The sequence below is a fragment of the Clostridium culturomicium genome (assembly GCF_000821305.1).
Classification (GTDB): Bacteria; Bacillota; Clostridia; order Clostridiales; family Clostridiaceae; genus Clostridium_J; species Clostridium_J culturomicium.
Map to the genome: position 1 here is coordinate 702,797 of NZ_CCXK01000017.1, position 17,799 is coordinate 720,595.

The window sequence follows — 17,799 nt, forward strand, 5'->3', positions numbered from 1 at the left end:
AATTTAACAGTATAGTAGTTTAATAAATGTTATAATTAACCTATATTACATCATTAATAGAAATATATATGAAGTTTGTTGGATTGTCATTCTGGTAAGCTATAAAACTAATCATTTGCATTTTTATAGTCATCGGTTCTGGTGTAGTATTAAGAAAAAGTAATTACAAATGGATTATATGGAGGTAAATATGGATTTTATTATAGATACATTATTTCAGATTTTCTTTTGTTTCTTTTGGCTAATTGGAGTATTAGTACTTTTATTAAAAAAAGAAAATAAAAAGCAATATGTAGGCTTAATATTCTTAGTACCTATGCTACTTATATGGAGTATTTATTCTTATACAAATATATTAACGCCGCGTTTCAAAGATGTAAATTATTACATTAATCATGATTATCAGACTTCCATTGGGAAGTGTACTATTGTAAATAAGAATTCAAAGGGAGTAACGCCATCCATTGTATTGGATGAAAAGATATATTATTATAATCCAATGTTTAATAAAATTAGTGAAGGAAATAGCTACAAGCTGAAATATCTTCCTAATAGTAAGTATGTTATTGATGCAGAAATAATTGAATAAATATTTCATATATAATTAAATTATATGAGTTAGGTTGATATTAATCTACTCAATAAATCAGAATTTAAAGCAGGGATTATTTATATAATCTATTCTAAATAAGTAGAAAACTATATATTCAACTAGTGGTTGATTAATGAAAAATCAACCACTAGTTCCTTTTTATACACTACTTTTTAGTGTATTTTAAGTGTAGGAGGTAAAATAAATGAATCAATTACAAATAGGGAAATTTATTTCAGAGTGTCGTAAAGAAAACAAACTAACTCAAGTGCAACTAGCTGAAAAATTAGGTATAACAAACAGAGCTGTATCAAAATGGGAAACTGGCAATAGTATACCCGATGCCTCCATTATGATTGAGCTTTGCGAGATATTAAATATTAGTGTAAATGAACTGTTGTGCGGAAAAAGATTAAATGAGGAGGAGAATCATGTGGAATCAGAGAAAAATACACTCACTATGCTTGTAGCAAAAAAAGATTTGGAAAATATGAAAATTTTAGCTGAAATATTGATATTAGCAGGAATTATTATCGCAATTACATTGACATCTGTGATAGCTGTATCTACAATTCAAAAGGTTATTACATTGATGATTGGATGCTTTATATGGGGATACGGATTGTGGTTAAAAATTAAATTAAAAAAAGCAATTAGTAAAATTTTATAATTACTAGAATAAATTTAAGTTTATTGATTAAATAACTAATTTTAAAATATTACAAGAAGCATTCTAGGGGATTCATCTGGAATGCTAGGTGCTGGAATTTATGAAAGCAAATATATGAGAAAAGAAGAATATAAATTAGGTGTATAGAGACAAAAACGTTACTAGCAAAGGCTAGTAACGTTTTTGAGTTCAGAATAAATAATAATTTATTGATAAAGGTAGATGTAATTCCAATGATATGTATAATGAGTAATTACATTTATTAATATTAGGATATTATTCCGCTTTTTTTTCTCGATGATATATCTTCAATAGGATTTTTCTGGTTTGTATTATCCTTTGTATGAAGAGATTTTGGCGATTTATTAATGGAATTTTTAGCTTTATAAAGTGCATCTATATTTAAGGAAATAGTGTTTCTATGAGCTGCTTTTCCGTTTAATCCTTGTCCATAAGTTGTGTGAAGCAATTCATGAGCAAGGCCTTCACCAGGTTTACCCATATAGGTGTCGTACATTTTTAATAATGCCGTATTTTCGTGAGATTTTCTCTTTTGTAATTTTTTATCTTGATTATATAGAACTGATGCTCTAAGACTTCTTACATCTATTTCAGCTCTATCTTTAGCATTAACATGAGGTTGTCCACCACCATTGACACATCCACCTTCACAGGTCATTACTTCAATGAAGTGGTACTGTTTTTCATGCAACTTTCCATTATTCATAAATTCAAATAAATTATTGGCACCATTTATTACAGCTACATTATATTCTGAGCCATTTATTTCAACAGTGGCTTCTTTTATTCCAGATAAACCTCTTACAGCATGATATTCAATATTGTCTAAGGACTTGCCTTCTATGAAATCTTTAGCTGTTCTTAAAGCTGCTTCCATTACTCCACCAGTAGCTCCAAAGATTGCTCCAGCACCAGTGTATTCTCCCATGGCTGGATCAGCCTCACTGTACTCTAAATCCGCAAATTTAATTTTGGCAACTTTTATCATTGAGGCCAGCTCTCTTGTTGTTAAAACTGCATCTATATCTCTGATATTGTTATGCTCCATTTCTGGTCTGTCAGCTTCGTATTTTTTTGATGTACATGGCATTACTGTAACTGTAAACACTTTTGAAGGATCTATATTTATAGTTTGAGGATAGTAAGTCTTACTTGCAGCACCAAATTCCTGTTGAGGTGACTTGGCTGTAGACAAGTTTTTTAATATTTCAGGATAATAATTTTCTGCTTGTCTTACCCAAGAAGGACAGCAGGAAGTAAACATAGGGAAAGGTCCACCTGAAGATATTCTTTTCATCAGCTCAGTGGATTCCTCCATGATAGTCATGTCTGCTCCAAAATTAATATCAAATATCTTATCAAAGCCTAGTTGTCTTAAGGCAGTATATAGCTTACCGGTGACATCTACGCCGTAGCCCATGCCAAATAGTTCTCCCATTGAAGTTCTAACTGATGGGGCAATGGCAACTATAACGTGCTTTTCTTCATCCTTAAGAGCATTTTCAACCCTTTCTATATGAGATTTTTCTGAAAGAGCATCAACTGGACATGAAGCTACACATTGACCACATAATAGGCAGTTTGTATCATCAAAACATTCTAAGCCTACAGGCCCAACAATTCTTTTATCATCTTTTTTATGAAACACTATGGCCTTAGTTCCAACCTTTGTTTTACATGCAGCTAAACATCTTCCGCAGGTTACACACTTTGACCTATCAAGAACTAGAGATTTACTCCTATCATCCACATATTCAGACTTATTAAGAACTTTAAATTGTACATTTGCTTTAGCTTTAGTCTTTATCACAAGCTTTAATAGTTCACAGTTTTCTTTTCTTTTACAAGCACCGCATTTAAAATCATGTCTGTCTAATAATTGCGATATAACTTGTTTTCTGGCTTCTACAACTTTATCACTATTTGTAATAATAGACATACCTTCTTTAGGCTTAACGCAGCAGGCTCTTGAAAGTTTTTCTTGTCCATCTACTTCAACTAAACATATTCCACATTGTCCTATATTGTTACATTCTTTAAAAAAACATAAATACGGAATATCAATTCGATTTTCCTGTGCAACTTGAAGTAGATTTTTATCAGCTGAAGCACAAATTTCTTTACCATCAATTAATATATTTATCATCATTAGCTATTCTCCTTACATAGGTTCATTTGTATATTGTTTATTAAATCTAGAATTTTAACATTTCTAAGAAATATTTGAGAACTATTTATTTATAAATAGTTATTATTTTTCAACAATATTTATTTTAGCACCAATTTTTATTTTGAGATTAGTTTTTAATATTAAAAATTTACGCAATTTTTTTATTGATTGTGAAACATTTTATTTAGCACGTATAATTGAGTTTCTGTTATATGAGGACAATAATAGGTGATTTTACTTAATAGTATCCATAAGAGAATAAGGGTAGCATACTACTATAAAGATGACTTCAGTTCTCTTAATCTATTACTATAAAATTCAACATATATCTTAAATTCAGAGTAATTAAAAAATTCCTCTATAGCCAATACCTATAGCAGTATTGATTATAGAGGAATAATATTTTAATAACATTTCTAAGTGAAGCAAGTTCCACTTTGGTAACTGCTATACTATAGGTATAGACAGCTATTGATAGTTTACGTTAAATTTCTAATCCTTTTTTGTATAACTTAAAAGTTTCTAATTGTGAAAGATCCACGTCATCCAAGGTAATTGGTGAACCTTTTTTTACATCCCTTAATAAAGTGTTTCCGTAGATCTCCAAGGAGGATTGTGGTTGGGGGTTCTCGTGCAACTAAAACAGAAAATGAGTTTTCTGATATAGATATAGGAATATACTATAATGAAGAATTTGATCTTTCTGCATTTAAAAAGATTGCCTTTGAGCTGGATAATGAGCACCGTGAAGATTGCATAACAAACTTAGGGGATTGGGGGCCATGGATAAAATGGAGGTGGTTGGCTTAAAGTTGATAACATACCAGTTGATATTCTTTTTAGAGATACAAGGAAGGTTACTCAATGTATAGAGGATTGCAAAAAAGGTATTATAACCATTGACTATCAATGTGGACATCCCTTTGGATTTATAAATTCAATTTACATGGGAGAGGTTTTTAGTTGTAAGATACTTGATTCTAATAGTAATAGAATACAACAATTAAAGGACTATCTAAAAGTTTTCCCTCCCATTTATAAAAATGCTTCCATACAGAAATTTTTGTGGAAATGTGAATTTTCATTGATGTGTGGGAAAAAAGCTATTAAGAAAAATGATATTGTCTATGCATCGGGCTCAATTTTTCGCTCAGCAATGTGCTTGATATATGTACTATATGCAGCAAACGAAATGTATTGTATAAATGAAAAGGGAAGTTTGGATAGAGTGATAAAAAAGGATAATGTGGTTTTACCTAGGAACTTCCAGGAAACAATAGAAAAAACAATTTCTATTGATAAAAACAACCTTTCAGCAGCATTTTATGAAATGGATAAGTTGTATAGTACAATCAATGATATGTTTGATTAGCAAGATAATTTTTAGTTTTCAAACTAAAATTTAGATAGTATACTAAATGAACAATTGCATCAAATTGTGAATAAATTAATGAGCTGAAGTTATCCCATTTATTAATGATTGTTTATAATTAATAATATATCTAACTAGCTTAAAGGGGTGAAAAGATGGATTTTATAAGAATAAATTCTAAGGAAGATAAGTATTTTGATGATGCTATGAAAATATATGAAGCAAGTTTTCTGATATTTGAACAAAGAACATTAAAAAAATCAAATAGAGGCCTTGGAAAATGAAATGCATTACAGTTCTATTATTTGTGAAAATTGTAAATTAATAGGAATTATATTTTATTTGAAGTATGCAAAATATACATATATAGAACATTTAGCAATATCTCCAAATTTAAGGGGAAAAAATTATGGTTCAAAAATATTAAGAGATTTCTGTAAAGATAATAAAGATACTATACTAGAAATTGATAATCCTATAGATGAAATATCCATAAAAAGACTGCAGTTTTATTCTAAAACAGGGTTTAAACTACAAGATTTTGAACATATACATCCACCTTATAGACAAGAATATGATGGACATTATTTAAAAGTATTGAGTTTTAATAGGGATTTATCTAAAGAGGAATATGAAGAGTTTAATACATTTTTAAAAACTAAGGTTATGAAATATTCAGAGAATAGAGATTAAAATTATAAACGAACTTTAGATAAATATATAATTTATAAGATAGACTTTTTAATTAAAAAGTCTATCTTATTTTGAGGAAGATTACAAAAATGGAATGATAAAGATTGCACTAGAAGTTTTAAATAGTGAACATAAGGTTTTTAAATAAAAGATAAGATGGGGGAAAGCAGATATGTTAACAGTTTTATTAGCTATTATATATATATATCATTCATTAGTTTAGGGTTACCTAATGCAATACTAGGGTCAGGCTGGCCAATGATTCATTTAGATTTAAACGTACCTTCCTCCTATGCAGGGATGGCTACAATGATAGTTGCAGGAGGAACTATAGTTTCAAGTTTCTTCAGTGAAAAGCTCATAAGAAGGTTTGGAACAGGAGTGGTTACAGCCTTTAGCGTGTTTTTAACTGCAGCAGCTTTACTAGGTATTTATATATCACCTAGCTTTATATGGATTTGTATATTAGGAATTCCTTTAGGATTAGGAGCAGGTGCTGTGGGTTCAGCATTAAATAATTTTGTGGCACTACATTATGAAGCTAAGCATATGAATTAGTTACACTGCTTTTGGGGAATAGGGGCTACAGCAGGCCCATTTATAATGTCATTTTACTTACTAAAAGAAAATGGCTGGAGATTAGGATACCTAACAATAGGAACAATTCAAGCTATATTAGTCATTGGATTATTCATCTCACTTCCTTTATGGAAAAAGTTTGAGGCTAAAAGTAAATCAGATGAAGAAGTTAAGGAAAGTATTAGAATAGTGGATTTATTTAAACTACCAGGAGCAAAGCCTGCATTAGCTGCATTTTTCTGTTATTGTGCAGTAGAGGTAACCACAGGATTATGGGTTAGCTCATTTTTAGTTACCAATGATGGCTTATCTGTAGAGAAGGCTGCAAAGTGGTTATCACTTTACTACTTAGGGATTACTGTTGGGAGATTTTTAGCTGGATTTATTGCTATGAAGTTAAATAATAGGAAGATGATTAAGTTGGGTCAAGTTATCTGTATCACCGGAGCAGCACTACTTTTTATACCAGTAAGTGGAGTTCACTTGATTGGAATAATTATGATAGGATTAGGCTGTGCTCCAATATATCCAGCAATGATCCATGAAACTCCAAATAGATTTGGGAAGGAATTATCACAAGGAATAATGGGAATTCAAATGGCTACAGCTTATGTAGGGAGCACTTTTGTACCACCACTTTTCGGAGCATTATCACAAATAGTAGGCTTTGGTATATTACCATATTTCTTAGTAATATTTGTTTTAGTTATGTTATTGACTACTGAGAAAGTTAACAAAGCCTGTAATAAGGTAAATATATAAATAGTGAAGAGAAAACAATTAAAAAACTTGCTATAAAATTATAAAATACTGCTGTTAATATAAAATAGTAGATACATTAAAGAGAAAAATGCTATTGCGATTATTTAAGTAGTTTTAATCTTTATAAATTATAAATTATGTGTAATATTTTTTTCATTAGCTTAGGAGGTTAAATATATGAATGAAAATAAATTTAATGGTATGGGAAAAATATATTCTAAATATCGTCCATCATATCTTATGAACTTTATTGATTACCTTTTTACAGATGTAGGAATTTCTCAAAGTAGTATTATTGCTGATATAGGCTCAGGTACTGGTATTTTAACTAAGCAATTACTTGAAAAAGGCTGTAAGGTGTATGTCATTGAACCTAATGAAGATATGCGCTTTATTGCTGAAACTAATTTAAATAATTATCCTGGATTTACATCTATTAATGGAAATACTGAAAATACAACTATTGACGATAATAGCGTTGACTACATTACTGTTGCACAGGCTTTTCATTGGTTTGATAGGGAAAAGTTTAAAAAAGAGTGCCAGCGCATTTTGAAACCTGAAGGAAAAGTGATTTTGGTTTGGAACGCTAGAGATAATAAAAATGAATTAGTTATAGAAAACCATGAAGTTAATCGCAAATATTGCCCCAATTTCAAGTGTTTTTCAGGTGGTATGAATGATAAAATTAATGAAGATGATTTTTCAGACTTTTTTAATGGTAAATATGAAACAAAAGTTTTCTCTAATAATCTGATTTTTGATATGGATGGATTTATTGGACGAAATCTATCATCTTCATTTGCACTAAAAAGTAATGATGCACAGTATAATAACTATGTTAATGAATTAAAAAGGATTTATGAAAAATATAGCAATGCGGGATATATTACAATGCCTAACTTAACACGTAGCTATGTTGGAAAAGTGTAAAAGATAAAGAGAGTGTAATAATATTAGATAATAGAACTAGAAAATTTCAATTTCACAAATGGTTGGAGTCGAAGCTCTTAGAGAAAAATGAAGTTATAGATAAATCACATAAATGTTTTAGTTTCATTGTTGATGGTGAACGCTATCACAAATAAAGGTTAAAAAACAGAATTAGCAAATTTTAAAAGGGTCATATTAATGATAAATAATATGGCCATTTTAAATTTATTAGATAAAACCATCCTATTTTTTCTTCCATATAAATTGCAATTTACTAAGAAGCTTTCCATCGTTGCTTGTAATATTATGAAGAGTAGTAATCTGATTATCCCCATCTTCAATTACTTCAGAGGCAATATGTAATGTATCACCATCAGTTGTTTCCTTTTTAAACAGTACCTTAATATTAAAGATTTTATATTCATTTAGGATTGATCTTGGTAAAGTATCTATTGCCATTTCCATATACTTTACATTATTAACATGCCCATTGGAATCTATGTCACTATATCTAACAGGGTAGTTCTTTAAGTAGTCCTCTTTTTTTATTTTAGGAATATCATCTAAAGGTGGTACTTCATGTAATTCTCCATTAAGTCCATATACTTCGCCTTGTTCAGAGGAGATTCGCATAGGACGCCTATTCTCAAAATCTATTAATATAGCTGTTGAAAAAACTTCTCCTATAACCTTTCCTTCAGAGTTTTTTATAGTGTTCTGTCTATAGCCATAGAACTTTTTTGCACCTATCACCTTAGTGTCAACAGTTATGGTATCTTTAAATTTAGGATATTCATATATAGTTATATCATACTTTAAAAGTACCCAAATACATTGATTATGAACAAAACCTTCATTAGTTTCTTCTAAAGAATCAGACTGAGATATAACAATATCCCACAAGAAGTCTACTAAAGATGAAAATTTGCATATATGATCGGAATCAACATTAAAAATATTTATCTTGTATTCCTTTTTAAAAATATCCTTCAAGTATATTTCCTCCTTTTATAAATTTGGAATGTATTTTATAGTAAATATTGTATCACAATTTTAAGAATTCCATATATAATATGGGTTATTTAAGACTTTATAGAAACAATAATTATTATTTCCACAAAGGTTATATTCTAAACTTTTACATTTAATATTATAAGTATCCTTGGATTATGTTACAATAAATTGGTAAGTAATTGAAAAAGTACACTATATTGTATATATGTACTCTATCTATAAAGTAAATAAATTACGTTTGTGTGCAAGTTTAATTGCAGGGATTAATAAATAGTAATTTGTCAATTAAATTTTGCGAACAAATTTAATATATTAGGAAAATAAATATAAAGTAGATACCGTACTATTCAAGGTGAATATACAGTATTTATAACAGATTAGTTATATTAGGTGGTGCTAGTTATGAATACAACAGATTATATCCTTGATCCAGATAATCCTTGGATTTGTCAAGAATTTATTCTTTATAGAAAAGATTTTGATAAAAAATTAAATGAATTTATACTAAATGAAAAGATATTTTATATAGGCTTAATCAATGATTATTGCAGCCTATTGAATAATGCTTTTAGTTTTCAAGTTCCATCTAGTAATTTGGATGACACAATTGAATATATGCATGATATAAGTACAAAACGTTACTTTATTGATTCTTTTAAATCATTTTGGAATGAAAATGAACTTATAGGGTTTTATTGGCTTAAGGAAAATGTTGTAGATAAAATAGTAGTTAACACTAATTATCAGAGATTAGGATATGGTTCATACTTATTAACTTATGCTTTTAAAAGTATTTTTAAAAATTATGATTACGAATATGCATCTTTAATGTGCATGCTACAAAATAAAAGTTGGTTGGCATTTTATCAAAAATATGGATTAATAGAGGGTATAGTAGAATAGTTACATTACTGTTTGTAAATTTACAAGTGATCTAAGTCGTATTATGAACTATAGTATTAAATAACGAACTTAATTGGAGGTGAAATCAAGTGAATTATCCATTTGATTGTATAAGTGAATTTATATTTGCTGAATCCGATATAAAGAAATCAGATGTAATATTAATAGCAGGAGCAAGCCAAGCTCAACTTATGGAAAGAGCAGCAGAACTTTATAATAGTGGATTTGCTAAATATATACTACCAAGCGGAGGAACAAATTCTAAATTACTTGATAGTAAGTCAGAATGGGATTATCTAAAAGCAATAGGTATAAACTTAGGTATTCCTGAAAAGTCAATTTTAAAAGAAGATAAAGCACAAAATACATTTGAAAATGCTAAATTTTCGTGGAATGTATTACAGTCGTTAGATATAACAATAGAAAATGTTATTTTAGTGTGCAAAGCATATCATTCAAGAAGAGCTTTATTAACTTACAAATCAGTTTTTCCTTCAAATGTACATTTTTATATTTCTCCTATAATAAATAAAAGAGGAATTTCAAAGGAGAATTGGTTTCTAAATGAAGATAGTTTTAGAATCGTTATGAATGAAGTGGTAAAGATAGGGAATTATTTTGAAGATAAAATAAAAAAGTGGATTTAATGTAGTTCGTAGTCTTAGATGAATCGGAATTTAATGATAAAAAGAATGAGCCGTTTATAAAAGGAGAGATTATTATGGTATATGAAATTGATAATTATGAATTTAGAAGAGTCTCAAATGATGATGTAGTGGATATGCTTACTTGGAAATATGAAGGAGTTTATTCGTTTTTTGATAATGACCTCTCTCAAGGAAAGATTGATTATGTAAAAAGTTTTCCAACCGATGAAAATACATATTCAATTTATAAAAAGGATAATACTCTTGTTGGTTATTGTAATATTTATCTTAATGATCAAGTTAAATTTGCAGTTCAAATGAAGCCAAGCCTTACAAGTCAAGGAAATGGAAAAGCGTTTATGGAAGCAGTTTTATCATTTGCAAAGGAAAAATATAATCTGAAAAACATAGGTCTTTCAGTTCTTAAATTTAATGAAAGAGCCATAAGACTTTATAATAGTTTAGACTTTAAGGTTACTGGTGAATATATTGGTAGAACAGTTAAAGGTGAGATGGAGTTTATATCTATGGAAAAGAAACTGTAAATTAAAATTAAATTTACAGCATTAGAATAACTTGAAGGTGATAAATTTAAATTTAGAGATTTGATTAAAGGTTATCAACTTATTAAAGTGGTTTGATGGACAAACATAGGAGAATATAAATCAAAATAGGAATTTGGAGATTAGTTAAGTTAGATATCATATCAATGCAAAAGTTTAGTAATAAGGGAGAAAATTCATATGGATATGAACAATATAAAGGCAATTTTATTTGATTCAGGAAGAACTTTAAATGTTCCAAGAACAGGACATTGGTTTATAACACCTAATTTTATGAAAATAATTGCTAGAGAAGATTTCACTTATAGCAATGAAGATATGGATAAAGCAATGAGAATAGCATGTGAGCATATTAATAAAATCTTATTAGTTAAAACAGAAGAAGAAGAGTATTTAATGTTTAAGGAATTTTATGAAATTGTATTGAGAGAAATAAAATATCCTAATATAAATAATGAAATTATTGAGTTATTAGCGAGAGATAATGTTTATAATGATGATAAATTTTTCTTTTTTGATGATATAGAACCATCTTTAAATGTTCTTAAGGATAAATATTTATTGGGAGTAGTTTCAGATACATGGCCGTCTTTAGAAAGAGTATTTATCAATAATGATTTAAGAAAGTATTTTTCAACATTTGTTATGTCATCAGTTTATGCTTCATATAAAGCAGAAAAGATTTTATTTAAAATAGCAATTGAAGAGTTGGGAATTAAGCCTGAAGAAGCAATATTTGTAGATGATAGTGAATCAAACTTAGAGGCTGCAGAAGAATTTGGCATGATTCCAATATTAATTGATGTATACAACTCACAAAAGTTAACGAGCAAATATCCAATAATACATTCTATAAGTGAATTAATAGAAAAGTAATTTATATGATTAAAGTTAATTTTTATAAGCTAAATAGCATTGAAGATGATAAATTAGCATTTGCAGTAATAATGTCTAAGTTTAAAAATAAGTGGATTTATGTAAAGCATAAAGATAGGTGCACATGGGAGATTCCTGGAGGGCATAGGGAAGAGAACGAGTCTATTATGGAAGCTGCTTCTCGAGAATTGTTTGAAGAAACTGGAGCAAAGAAGTATAAGTTAACACCAGTATGTATTTATGCAGTAGAAAGAGATGAAAAAGTAGAATATACAGAATATTTTGGATGATTGTACTATGCTGAAATTGAGGAAGTTGATAGTCTACCAGAATTTGAGATAGAAAGAATAAAACTATTTAGTGATATGCCAAAAAATTTAACATATCCATTAATTCAAACAGTTTACATGACAAGGTATTAGAATTTATTAGGAAATAACTGCACTATAAATTGCAAGTGATCCAAAATGTTTAGTGAATATTAGTATTAAAGAATGAATTAATAAAAGGGGGAGAAGTTAATGCAATCTAATACAAAGGACAGAATAAAAGTAATAGTTTTTGGCAGTGTTTTATTAATAGGTTTAGCAATTATTGGTTACATGTTTTTTGGAAAAAGCGGTACCGCAGAAGTATATACTAATTTAGTAAAAGTAGTTGCAGCTGACGATTTACAAGAGATAGAAGAGTGTAAAAAATATAATATGTCCTATGCCTTAAATATTAAGGAGGATGAGAAGTATTTCTTGGAATATGATAATGGTAAATACAAATTAACAGAAGATCAATATAATGAGTTGATTGAAGGAAAATCCTACTTTTTCAATATAAAATATACAAGCTCAAAGAATACAAGCAGTGGCATAGTAAAAGCAATTTATACCCAAAATCCTATACAGAAATAAATAATTTAAATAACCAAATTTATTAGTATGGGAGTTTAATTTTAATTGTATCAGTAGCAATGGTAGCGGGAACATTGAGTTTGATTTCTAAATAGGGAAAGTAATATAAGTTATGATTTATAAATTAGTTTAATGAGTGGTTCCAGAACATTACATGATTAAACTAAAATGGAGATTCCAAGTTATCTATTAGATATTTAGTATTTAGAAATAATAGAGCAAAAGAAGTTAATTAGGAGGTAATAACATGGGGATTTTGTTAAAGGAAGTAACAAAAGAAAATTGGTATGATTGCAGCTGTTTAGAGGTTTTTAAGGAACAGGAAGGTATAGTAGCACCCAATTGGAATTCAATTATTGTGAGCTTATTATGGGATAATTGGAATGCAAAATGCATTTACGAAGATGATACACTAATTGGTTTCATGCTATATGGAGTTGATGAAGATACAAATAGAACAATTTTACTTAGATATATGATTGATAAAGAGTATCAAGGAAAAGGCCTAGGGAAAAAAGCGATTTTAAAGTTGTTTGACTTAGTAAAAACAGAATATGGTAATATAAAATTTTATACAACAGCTTCACCTACAAATATGGTTGCAGAAAAGTTATATGAAAGTGTTGGGTTTAAGAAAACAGGAGAAATAATGTGGGATGAGAATTTGATGGAAATACAATTATAATAATAGAAATTAGATAACATTATCATACAATTAATGTGAAGAAAAAAAGATAACTGAATTTAGTGATGAATATCTAAGAGAAGTACTTAAAGAGTGACCGATTTATTAAAAGAAGAAATTATTGTGGTATATGAATTGATAATTATAAATTTAGAAGGGTCTCAAATGATGTAGTGTATATGCTTAGCTGGTTGAGAAATTAAATTGCTTACTCTACTCATTATAATCAGAAAATTCAAACTATATAATCTGATACTATGAGTGGATAAATTCCAAGTTATCTAAGTTGTTTGATGAACATTAGTATAATGGTGTGAATGTTAAACAGAAATTTGTAGTGGATATATAATCCTAAGATAATTATGGGGGATAAAAGAAAAATGGAACTTCGATATAAAGAAATAAGTGAAAATGAGTATGCTGTGGTAAGGGAAATGTTGTCTCAAGATATTGAAACAAGCGAAGAATTTTTATGGGCATTGCAGAGTGAACCTGAAACACTGACTTCTACATATATAGAAGGCAAAATTGTTGCAGTAGCTCAAATAATACCAGGAAAAAAAGTAGCTTGCTTAAAGGTATTTGTGGCACCACAATATCGACGGAAAGGAATAGGACAATCTGTGGTTCAGTATGGGGAAAACAAACTTAATAAAGATGCATCAAAAATCATCACAAATTTTCATGCTGATAATGAGGTGTCAAAAATATTTGCAAGGAAGTTTGGATATGAGAGACAATTTTCAAGTGCTTATATGAAACATACAGAAGGCCGTTTCTCGATTGGTGAGATTCCTGTAAGGTTATATGTTGATGAAGACTATCTTCAAAGTCACGCTTTGTATGCACAGGCATTTCATGAAATGCGTATTAAAGTAGGAGATTTTCCTGATTCTATGGTTGAGCAGCCCAGTGAAGAAAATCGACAAGGGTGGAAGGCAGATGTAGCTAATCGTTTTACATACGAAGAAAATCATGAAATTGCTGGACATGGACATTTAGAAGGAAATGAGATTGGCAGCGTATCAGTGAGAACAGATTTGCAAGGACATGGTATAGGGAAAAAATTTGTTATGTATTTATGTAATGAAATATATAATAGAGGCTATAAAGAAGTGGTTTTATGGTGTGTTGTTGGAAATACTGCTAGGAAACTATATGATAGCCTAGGTTTTAAAGAGCTGTATATAGCAGAATTCGCTTACAAAAGCATTCAGTCCCAAAAGACCATGAGCAGCTAATATCAAAACAGAAATTAAACAGAAGATAAAGTTAAAGAAATATTAGAATATATACTAAATGCATTTAAAATTATTATTGGAAACCTAATCGGTTTCCTTTTTCTTTTGCAAAGCGTGGTGTACAATTATTACATAAATAGGTTTTTAATGTTAAATTATTGATTTTGAAGATTGATTTTACTACAGGAGGGTTTCCTATGAACAGAGTAGAAATTTTAAGAAAATATATTGATGAAATACTTTTAAATATGGCAAATCATGATGAAAGAATATGTGCCTATGTACATTTATATGGAGTTGCTCAATGTTGTGCCTTAATTGCATTAAAACGAGGTGTAAATGTTGAACTTGCAGTAATGGCCGGAATGCTTCATGACATATATTCCTATGCTATAATGGACACAAATGAACATGCACACAAAGGAGCTATGCTGGCAAGAGAAATATTGCTATCGTTAGATATAACCAATGAAGAAGAAACCAACATAATTTGTGATGCAATTTATAGTCATAGTGATAAAGACATCATACATTCTAACTTCACAGAAGTTTTAATAGATGCAGATGTTATGCAACACTGTTTATATAATCCTATGCTAGAGGTTATTGAACATGAAAGAGATAGATATGAAAAACTTAAAAATGAATTTGGTATTTCATAACAACTATGTAATGATATTATAAGGTATTAGCTTGTGAATTAGATAATATAACTTATCGAAGGTGATATAATAAAGAGTTTTATTCTTCTAAAAAGATTCAAGAAGGATTTTTAAAAGCATTTAGACTTGTGATAGAAGGCACTTGAGGAAAAGTTTAAAGAATACATGAACCTAGTTAAAATTAAATAATAATGGTAAAGCTCTAATTCTTATAATAGGGGATAGAGAGCGTGAATTTGAAACAAATATAGAAGATGCATTTAAAGACTCTAAAAAGTTAATATGGAAACAAGTAATGAAATATAAAAAGGACACGCTATTGTGTCCTAGTGTCAATAAATACTTCACCGTTACCAACTATTATAATTCTATATTCAGGTTTAAGGGGAATCAAATTATATTTATCTGAATTAGGTTCTAGACGAATAGATTGTAATATAAGTTGATTTTCATCATAAAGAGTAATGTAAACACTATAAGTTGATGAGATATTTTGAATGATATAAGTCTCATTTGCTGAAAAATTAAAATCAGCTGCTTTATAAACACCCTCTTTAAATGTGTTGGAAGCACATGCGGGAGTTACAATAAATGTACTAAATACTAAGGTCATTAAAATTAATAACATAGTAGAGGTTTTTTTCATAGTATAACCACCTTTCCAACTTATTTTGTGTAATATCAATAATACTATGCATATTTGCGGTTTAAGAAATATGTTATATATGGTGAATAATTAAAATACAAAGATGTTGTTAAGAAAGAGATGTAAGGAAATAATGATTAAATATGAAATCAAACCAGTTGTGCGTTGTTATGGAACTATTTGTAATTATATGATATAATTTCAAATAATTAATATGCATTTGTCATTTATTAAAACGCAAAATTTGTATTTTGTTTAGGGGGTTACACTATGCAATGTAAGATGTGTGAACAACAAAACAACATTAAGAATGATCCTTATTTTATTATGGAACTTGAAACAGGATATGTTATATTGGGGTGTTTTCAAAGGTTTAAGGGATATACTGTTTTTAACTGTAAAGAACATGGACCAGAGTTACATAACTTAGAGCATAACTTTAAAATTAAACACCTTGAAGAAATGTCCTTAGTTGCAGAAGCTGTTTCTAATGTGTTTAAACCAGATAAAATGAATTATGAGTTACTGGGTAATGGATGCCCTCATATTCATTGGCATTTATATCCGAGGGTGAAGGGAGATACTCCTATAATAAGCTCGATTTATCAGTTGCCTAATAGTGTATTGTTTGATGAATCCACAAGACCAAGTGATGAAGTGCGAGAAGATTATAAAAATAGAATTAAGAATGAAATTGAAAGATTGCTTGCAGTAAATGAATAATCTACAAGTGAGAAAATTTCTAAGCTTTTCATTTTTATGTTGCAAATGTTTTTTCAATAAGTTTATTTGCAATAAACTTATTTATAAATAATGAACATATAAGAATATATTTAATTGTTATATTATCAAAATTGAAAAAATAAATGATTAAGCCTCCTAAGATTATAAAAATAGCAATTTTAGAAGTTAATATAATTTTGATTTTGGTATGAGAAATTTGATTTGCTTTTAGTAGTTTAAGGGAATCACTAGTTAAAAATAATTTAACATAGAAATTATCATATTGCTGTTTTGAAAAGTAATAAAGACACATTAATGCAAGAATCGAAAAAACTATTATTAATATAACTATCAAATAATAGAATAGAGTCATCATAACAAAGACCTCCTATTAAATTTTTATTAGTGATTTTGCAAATATCATACCATATATTTACAAAAACAAATTACACATATATTATCTTAATTTTGTATTTATTAATCAATAATTGTGCTCATAGCTATATGGTTCTTACTTCAATTTATTTTTAAAAATTCATTAAGTGAATTCGTAAGGTCTGTTACAATGACAATGATAGGGATTAGTTACTTTATGACTTACATAGAATTACATAGAAAAAGAAAGTTTGATGGAATATTTATATTGATTAGTTTTATTATGATTATCTCAGGTATTTTGTTAATAGTTGGATTTTTTGTTTGTTAAAATGATCTATAAAAGATGAGACTTTAATGAACTATAGAGATAAAATTACATGAAAATAGTACAACATGCTATTTACAGAATATATTATAATCAACGCGATAAATAGGAATTTACTGGTTATATTATTTTAAGTAATAAACTATTACAAAATAACATGGAATTGAGGGATAGAGCATGAAAAAATCTATTAAAGCGTTAATAACGACAAGTTTTGTTGGATTTCTAGGTATTTATATAGGTGCATTTATGAATCTTGAAGGATACTTGGGGGTTATTCTAGCAATTGCCACTATGGGATATTTTATTATATCTGCAATTGAAGATAGTAACTCAAATAAGTAATTTTAGTTTAATAAATAAATTTAAATTATAATGAGTGTTAAATATGGGTTTTATATAAAATAATTACTGATTGGAGGTTGAGTTATGAATAACT

Annotated in this window: 21 protein-coding genes and 1 pseudogene; 19 read left to right on the plus strand and 3 right to left on the minus strand. The window is 28.5% G+C overall.

Features of this window, described 5'->3' with window-relative positions; all coding sequences use genetic code 11:
• Positions 1 to 190 precede the first annotated feature (190 nt).
• On the plus strand, positions 191 to 589 hold the full coding sequence (locus tag BN1075_RS15650; protein ID WP_040194168.1) for a hypothetical protein: 399 nt from the start codon (positions 191 to 193) through the stop codon (positions 587 to 589).
• Positions 590 to 797: 208 nt separating this feature from the next.
• Positions 798 to 1,262 carry a helix-turn-helix domain-containing protein gene (locus tag BN1075_RS15655; protein WP_040194169.1) on the plus strand — a complete coding sequence of 155 codons (465 nt, stop codon included), beginning with the start codon at positions 798 to 800 and terminating at the stop codon, positions 1,260 to 1,262.
• A gap of 268 nt (positions 1,263 to 1,530) precedes the next feature.
• Here the strand turns inward: BN1075_RS15655 and BN1075_RS15660 are convergent, their stop codons facing one another.
• Positions 1,531 to 3,429, minus strand: a complete 1,899-nt coding sequence (locus BN1075_RS15660; RefSeq protein WP_081911698.1) for a ferredoxin hydrogenase — start codon at positions 3,427 to 3,429, stop codon at positions 1,531 to 1,533.
• A 582-nt stretch (positions 3,430 to 4,011) separates the two neighbouring features.
• On the opposite strand from BN1075_RS15660, the gene BN1075_RS20860 reads away from it, so the two are divergent.
• From BN1075_RS20860 to BN1075_RS15680, 6 genes and pseudogenes are all read left to right on the plus strand, one after another.
• Positions 4,012 to 4,263, plus strand: a complete 252-nt coding sequence (locus BN1075_RS20860) for a nucleotidyltransferase domain-containing protein (protein ID WP_407637978.1) — start codon at positions 4,012 to 4,014, stop codon at positions 4,261 to 4,263.
• A 277-nt stretch (positions 4,264 to 4,540) separates the two neighbouring features.
• On the plus strand, positions 4,541 to 4,825 hold the full coding sequence (locus tag BN1075_RS21985) for a hypothetical protein (RefSeq protein ID WP_197072331.1): 285 nt from the start codon (positions 4,541 to 4,543) through the stop codon (positions 4,823 to 4,825).
• 155 nt (positions 4,826 to 4,980) lie between these two features.
• Positions 4,981 to 5,109: a hypothetical protein gene (locus tag BN1075_RS22375; protein WP_268871547.1), complete on the plus strand. Its 129-nt coding sequence runs from the start codon at positions 4,981 to 4,983 to the stop codon at positions 5,107 to 5,109.
• Positions 5,110 to 5,167: 58 nt separating this feature from the next.
• Positions 5,168 to 5,518, plus strand: a complete 351-nt coding sequence (locus BN1075_RS15670) for an N-acetyltransferase (RefSeq protein WP_328286197.1) — start codon at positions 5,168 to 5,170, stop codon at positions 5,516 to 5,518.
• A 258-nt stretch (positions 5,519 to 5,776) separates the two neighbouring features.
• A pseudogene (locus BN1075_RS15675) lies at positions 5,777 to 6,859 on the plus strand (MFS transporter).
• Positions 6,860 to 7,036: 177 nt separating this feature from the next.
• Positions 7,037 to 7,792 (plus strand): class I SAM-dependent methyltransferase, encoded by a 756-nt coding sequence (locus BN1075_RS15680; protein ID WP_040194171.1) that lies wholly within the window; start codon positions 7,037 to 7,039, stop codon positions 7,790 to 7,792.
• Between the two features lie 243 nt (positions 7,793 to 8,035).
• Here the strand turns inward: BN1075_RS15680 and BN1075_RS15685 are convergent, their stop codons facing one another.
• Entirely contained in the window at positions 8,036 to 8,785 is a 750-nt protein-coding gene (locus BN1075_RS15685; RefSeq protein WP_040194172.1) for an acyl-[acyl-carrier-protein] thioesterase, read from the minus strand.
• Between the two features lie 423 nt (positions 8,786 to 9,208).
• On the opposite strand from BN1075_RS15685, the gene BN1075_RS15690 reads away from it, so the two are divergent.
• From BN1075_RS15690 to BN1075_RS15730, 9 genes are all read left to right on the plus strand, one after another.
• Entirely contained in the window at positions 9,209 to 9,709 is a 501-nt protein-coding gene (locus BN1075_RS15690; protein ID WP_040194174.1) for a GNAT family N-acetyltransferase, read from the plus strand.
• 89 nt (positions 9,710 to 9,798) lie between these two features.
• Complete coding sequence (locus BN1075_RS15695) at positions 9,799 to 10,356, plus strand: YdcF family protein (protein ID WP_040194175.1); 558 nt, start codon at positions 9,799 to 9,801, stop codon at positions 10,354 to 10,356.
• Positions 10,357 to 10,430: 74 nt separating this feature from the next.
• On the plus strand, positions 10,431 to 10,901 hold the full coding sequence (locus BN1075_RS15700; protein WP_040194176.1) for a GNAT family N-acetyltransferase: 471 nt from the start codon (positions 10,431 to 10,433) through the stop codon (positions 10,899 to 10,901).
• A 198-nt stretch (positions 10,902 to 11,099) separates the two neighbouring features.
• Complete coding sequence (locus tag BN1075_RS15705) at positions 11,100 to 11,795, plus strand: HAD-IA family hydrolase (protein WP_052406583.1); 696 nt, start codon at positions 11,100 to 11,102, stop codon at positions 11,793 to 11,795.
• Positions 11,796 to 11,800: 5 nt separating this feature from the next.
• Positions 11,801 to 12,085 (plus strand): NUDIX domain-containing protein, encoded by a 285-nt coding sequence (locus tag BN1075_RS15710; RefSeq protein WP_328286198.1) that lies wholly within the window; start codon positions 11,801 to 11,803, stop codon positions 12,083 to 12,085.
• A 231-nt stretch (positions 12,086 to 12,316) separates the two neighbouring features.
• Positions 12,317 to 12,700 carry a hypothetical protein gene (locus tag BN1075_RS15715; RefSeq protein ID WP_040194178.1) on the plus strand — a complete coding sequence of 128 codons (384 nt, stop codon included), beginning with the start codon at positions 12,317 to 12,319 and terminating at the stop codon, positions 12,698 to 12,700.
• Between the two features lie 247 nt (positions 12,701 to 12,947).
• On the plus strand, positions 12,948 to 13,385 hold the full coding sequence (locus tag BN1075_RS15720) for a GNAT family N-acetyltransferase (RefSeq protein ID WP_042387396.1): 438 nt from the start codon (positions 12,948 to 12,950) through the stop codon (positions 13,383 to 13,385).
• Between the two features lie 380 nt (positions 13,386 to 13,765).
• The gene (locus tag BN1075_RS15725; RefSeq protein ID WP_040194179.1) at positions 13,766 to 14,626 is read left to right on the plus strand and encodes a GNAT family N-acetyltransferase; all 861 of its coding nucleotides are present in this window, start codon (positions 13,766 to 13,768) and stop codon (positions 14,624 to 14,626) included.
• Positions 14,627 to 14,823: 197 nt separating this feature from the next.
• The gene (locus BN1075_RS15730; protein WP_040194180.1) at positions 14,824 to 15,288 is read left to right on the plus strand and encodes an HD domain-containing protein; all 465 of its coding nucleotides are present in this window, start codon (positions 14,824 to 14,826) and stop codon (positions 15,286 to 15,288) included.
• A 316-nt stretch (positions 15,289 to 15,604) separates the two neighbouring features.
• Here BN1075_RS15730 and BN1075_RS15735 read toward each other — a convergent pair whose 3' ends face one another.
• The gene (locus tag BN1075_RS15735) at positions 15,605 to 15,934 is read right to left on the minus strand and encodes a hypothetical protein (protein ID WP_040194181.1); all 330 of its coding nucleotides are present in this window, start codon (positions 15,932 to 15,934) and stop codon (positions 15,605 to 15,607) included.
• A gap of 270 nt (positions 15,935 to 16,204) precedes the next feature.
• Between BN1075_RS15735 and BN1075_RS15740 the strand changes: the two genes are divergently transcribed.
• Both BN1075_RS15740 and BN1075_RS21680 read left to right on the plus strand, forming a co-directional pair.
• Entirely contained in the window at positions 16,205 to 16,657 is a 453-nt protein-coding gene (locus tag BN1075_RS15740) for an HIT family protein (RefSeq protein WP_040194182.1), read from the plus strand.
• Positions 16,658 to 17,537: 880 nt separating this feature from the next.
• Entirely contained in the window at positions 17,538 to 17,705 is a 168-nt protein-coding gene (locus BN1075_RS21680) for a hypothetical protein (RefSeq protein ID WP_156132808.1), read from the plus strand.
• Positions 17,706 to 17,799: the final 94 nt, after the last annotated feature.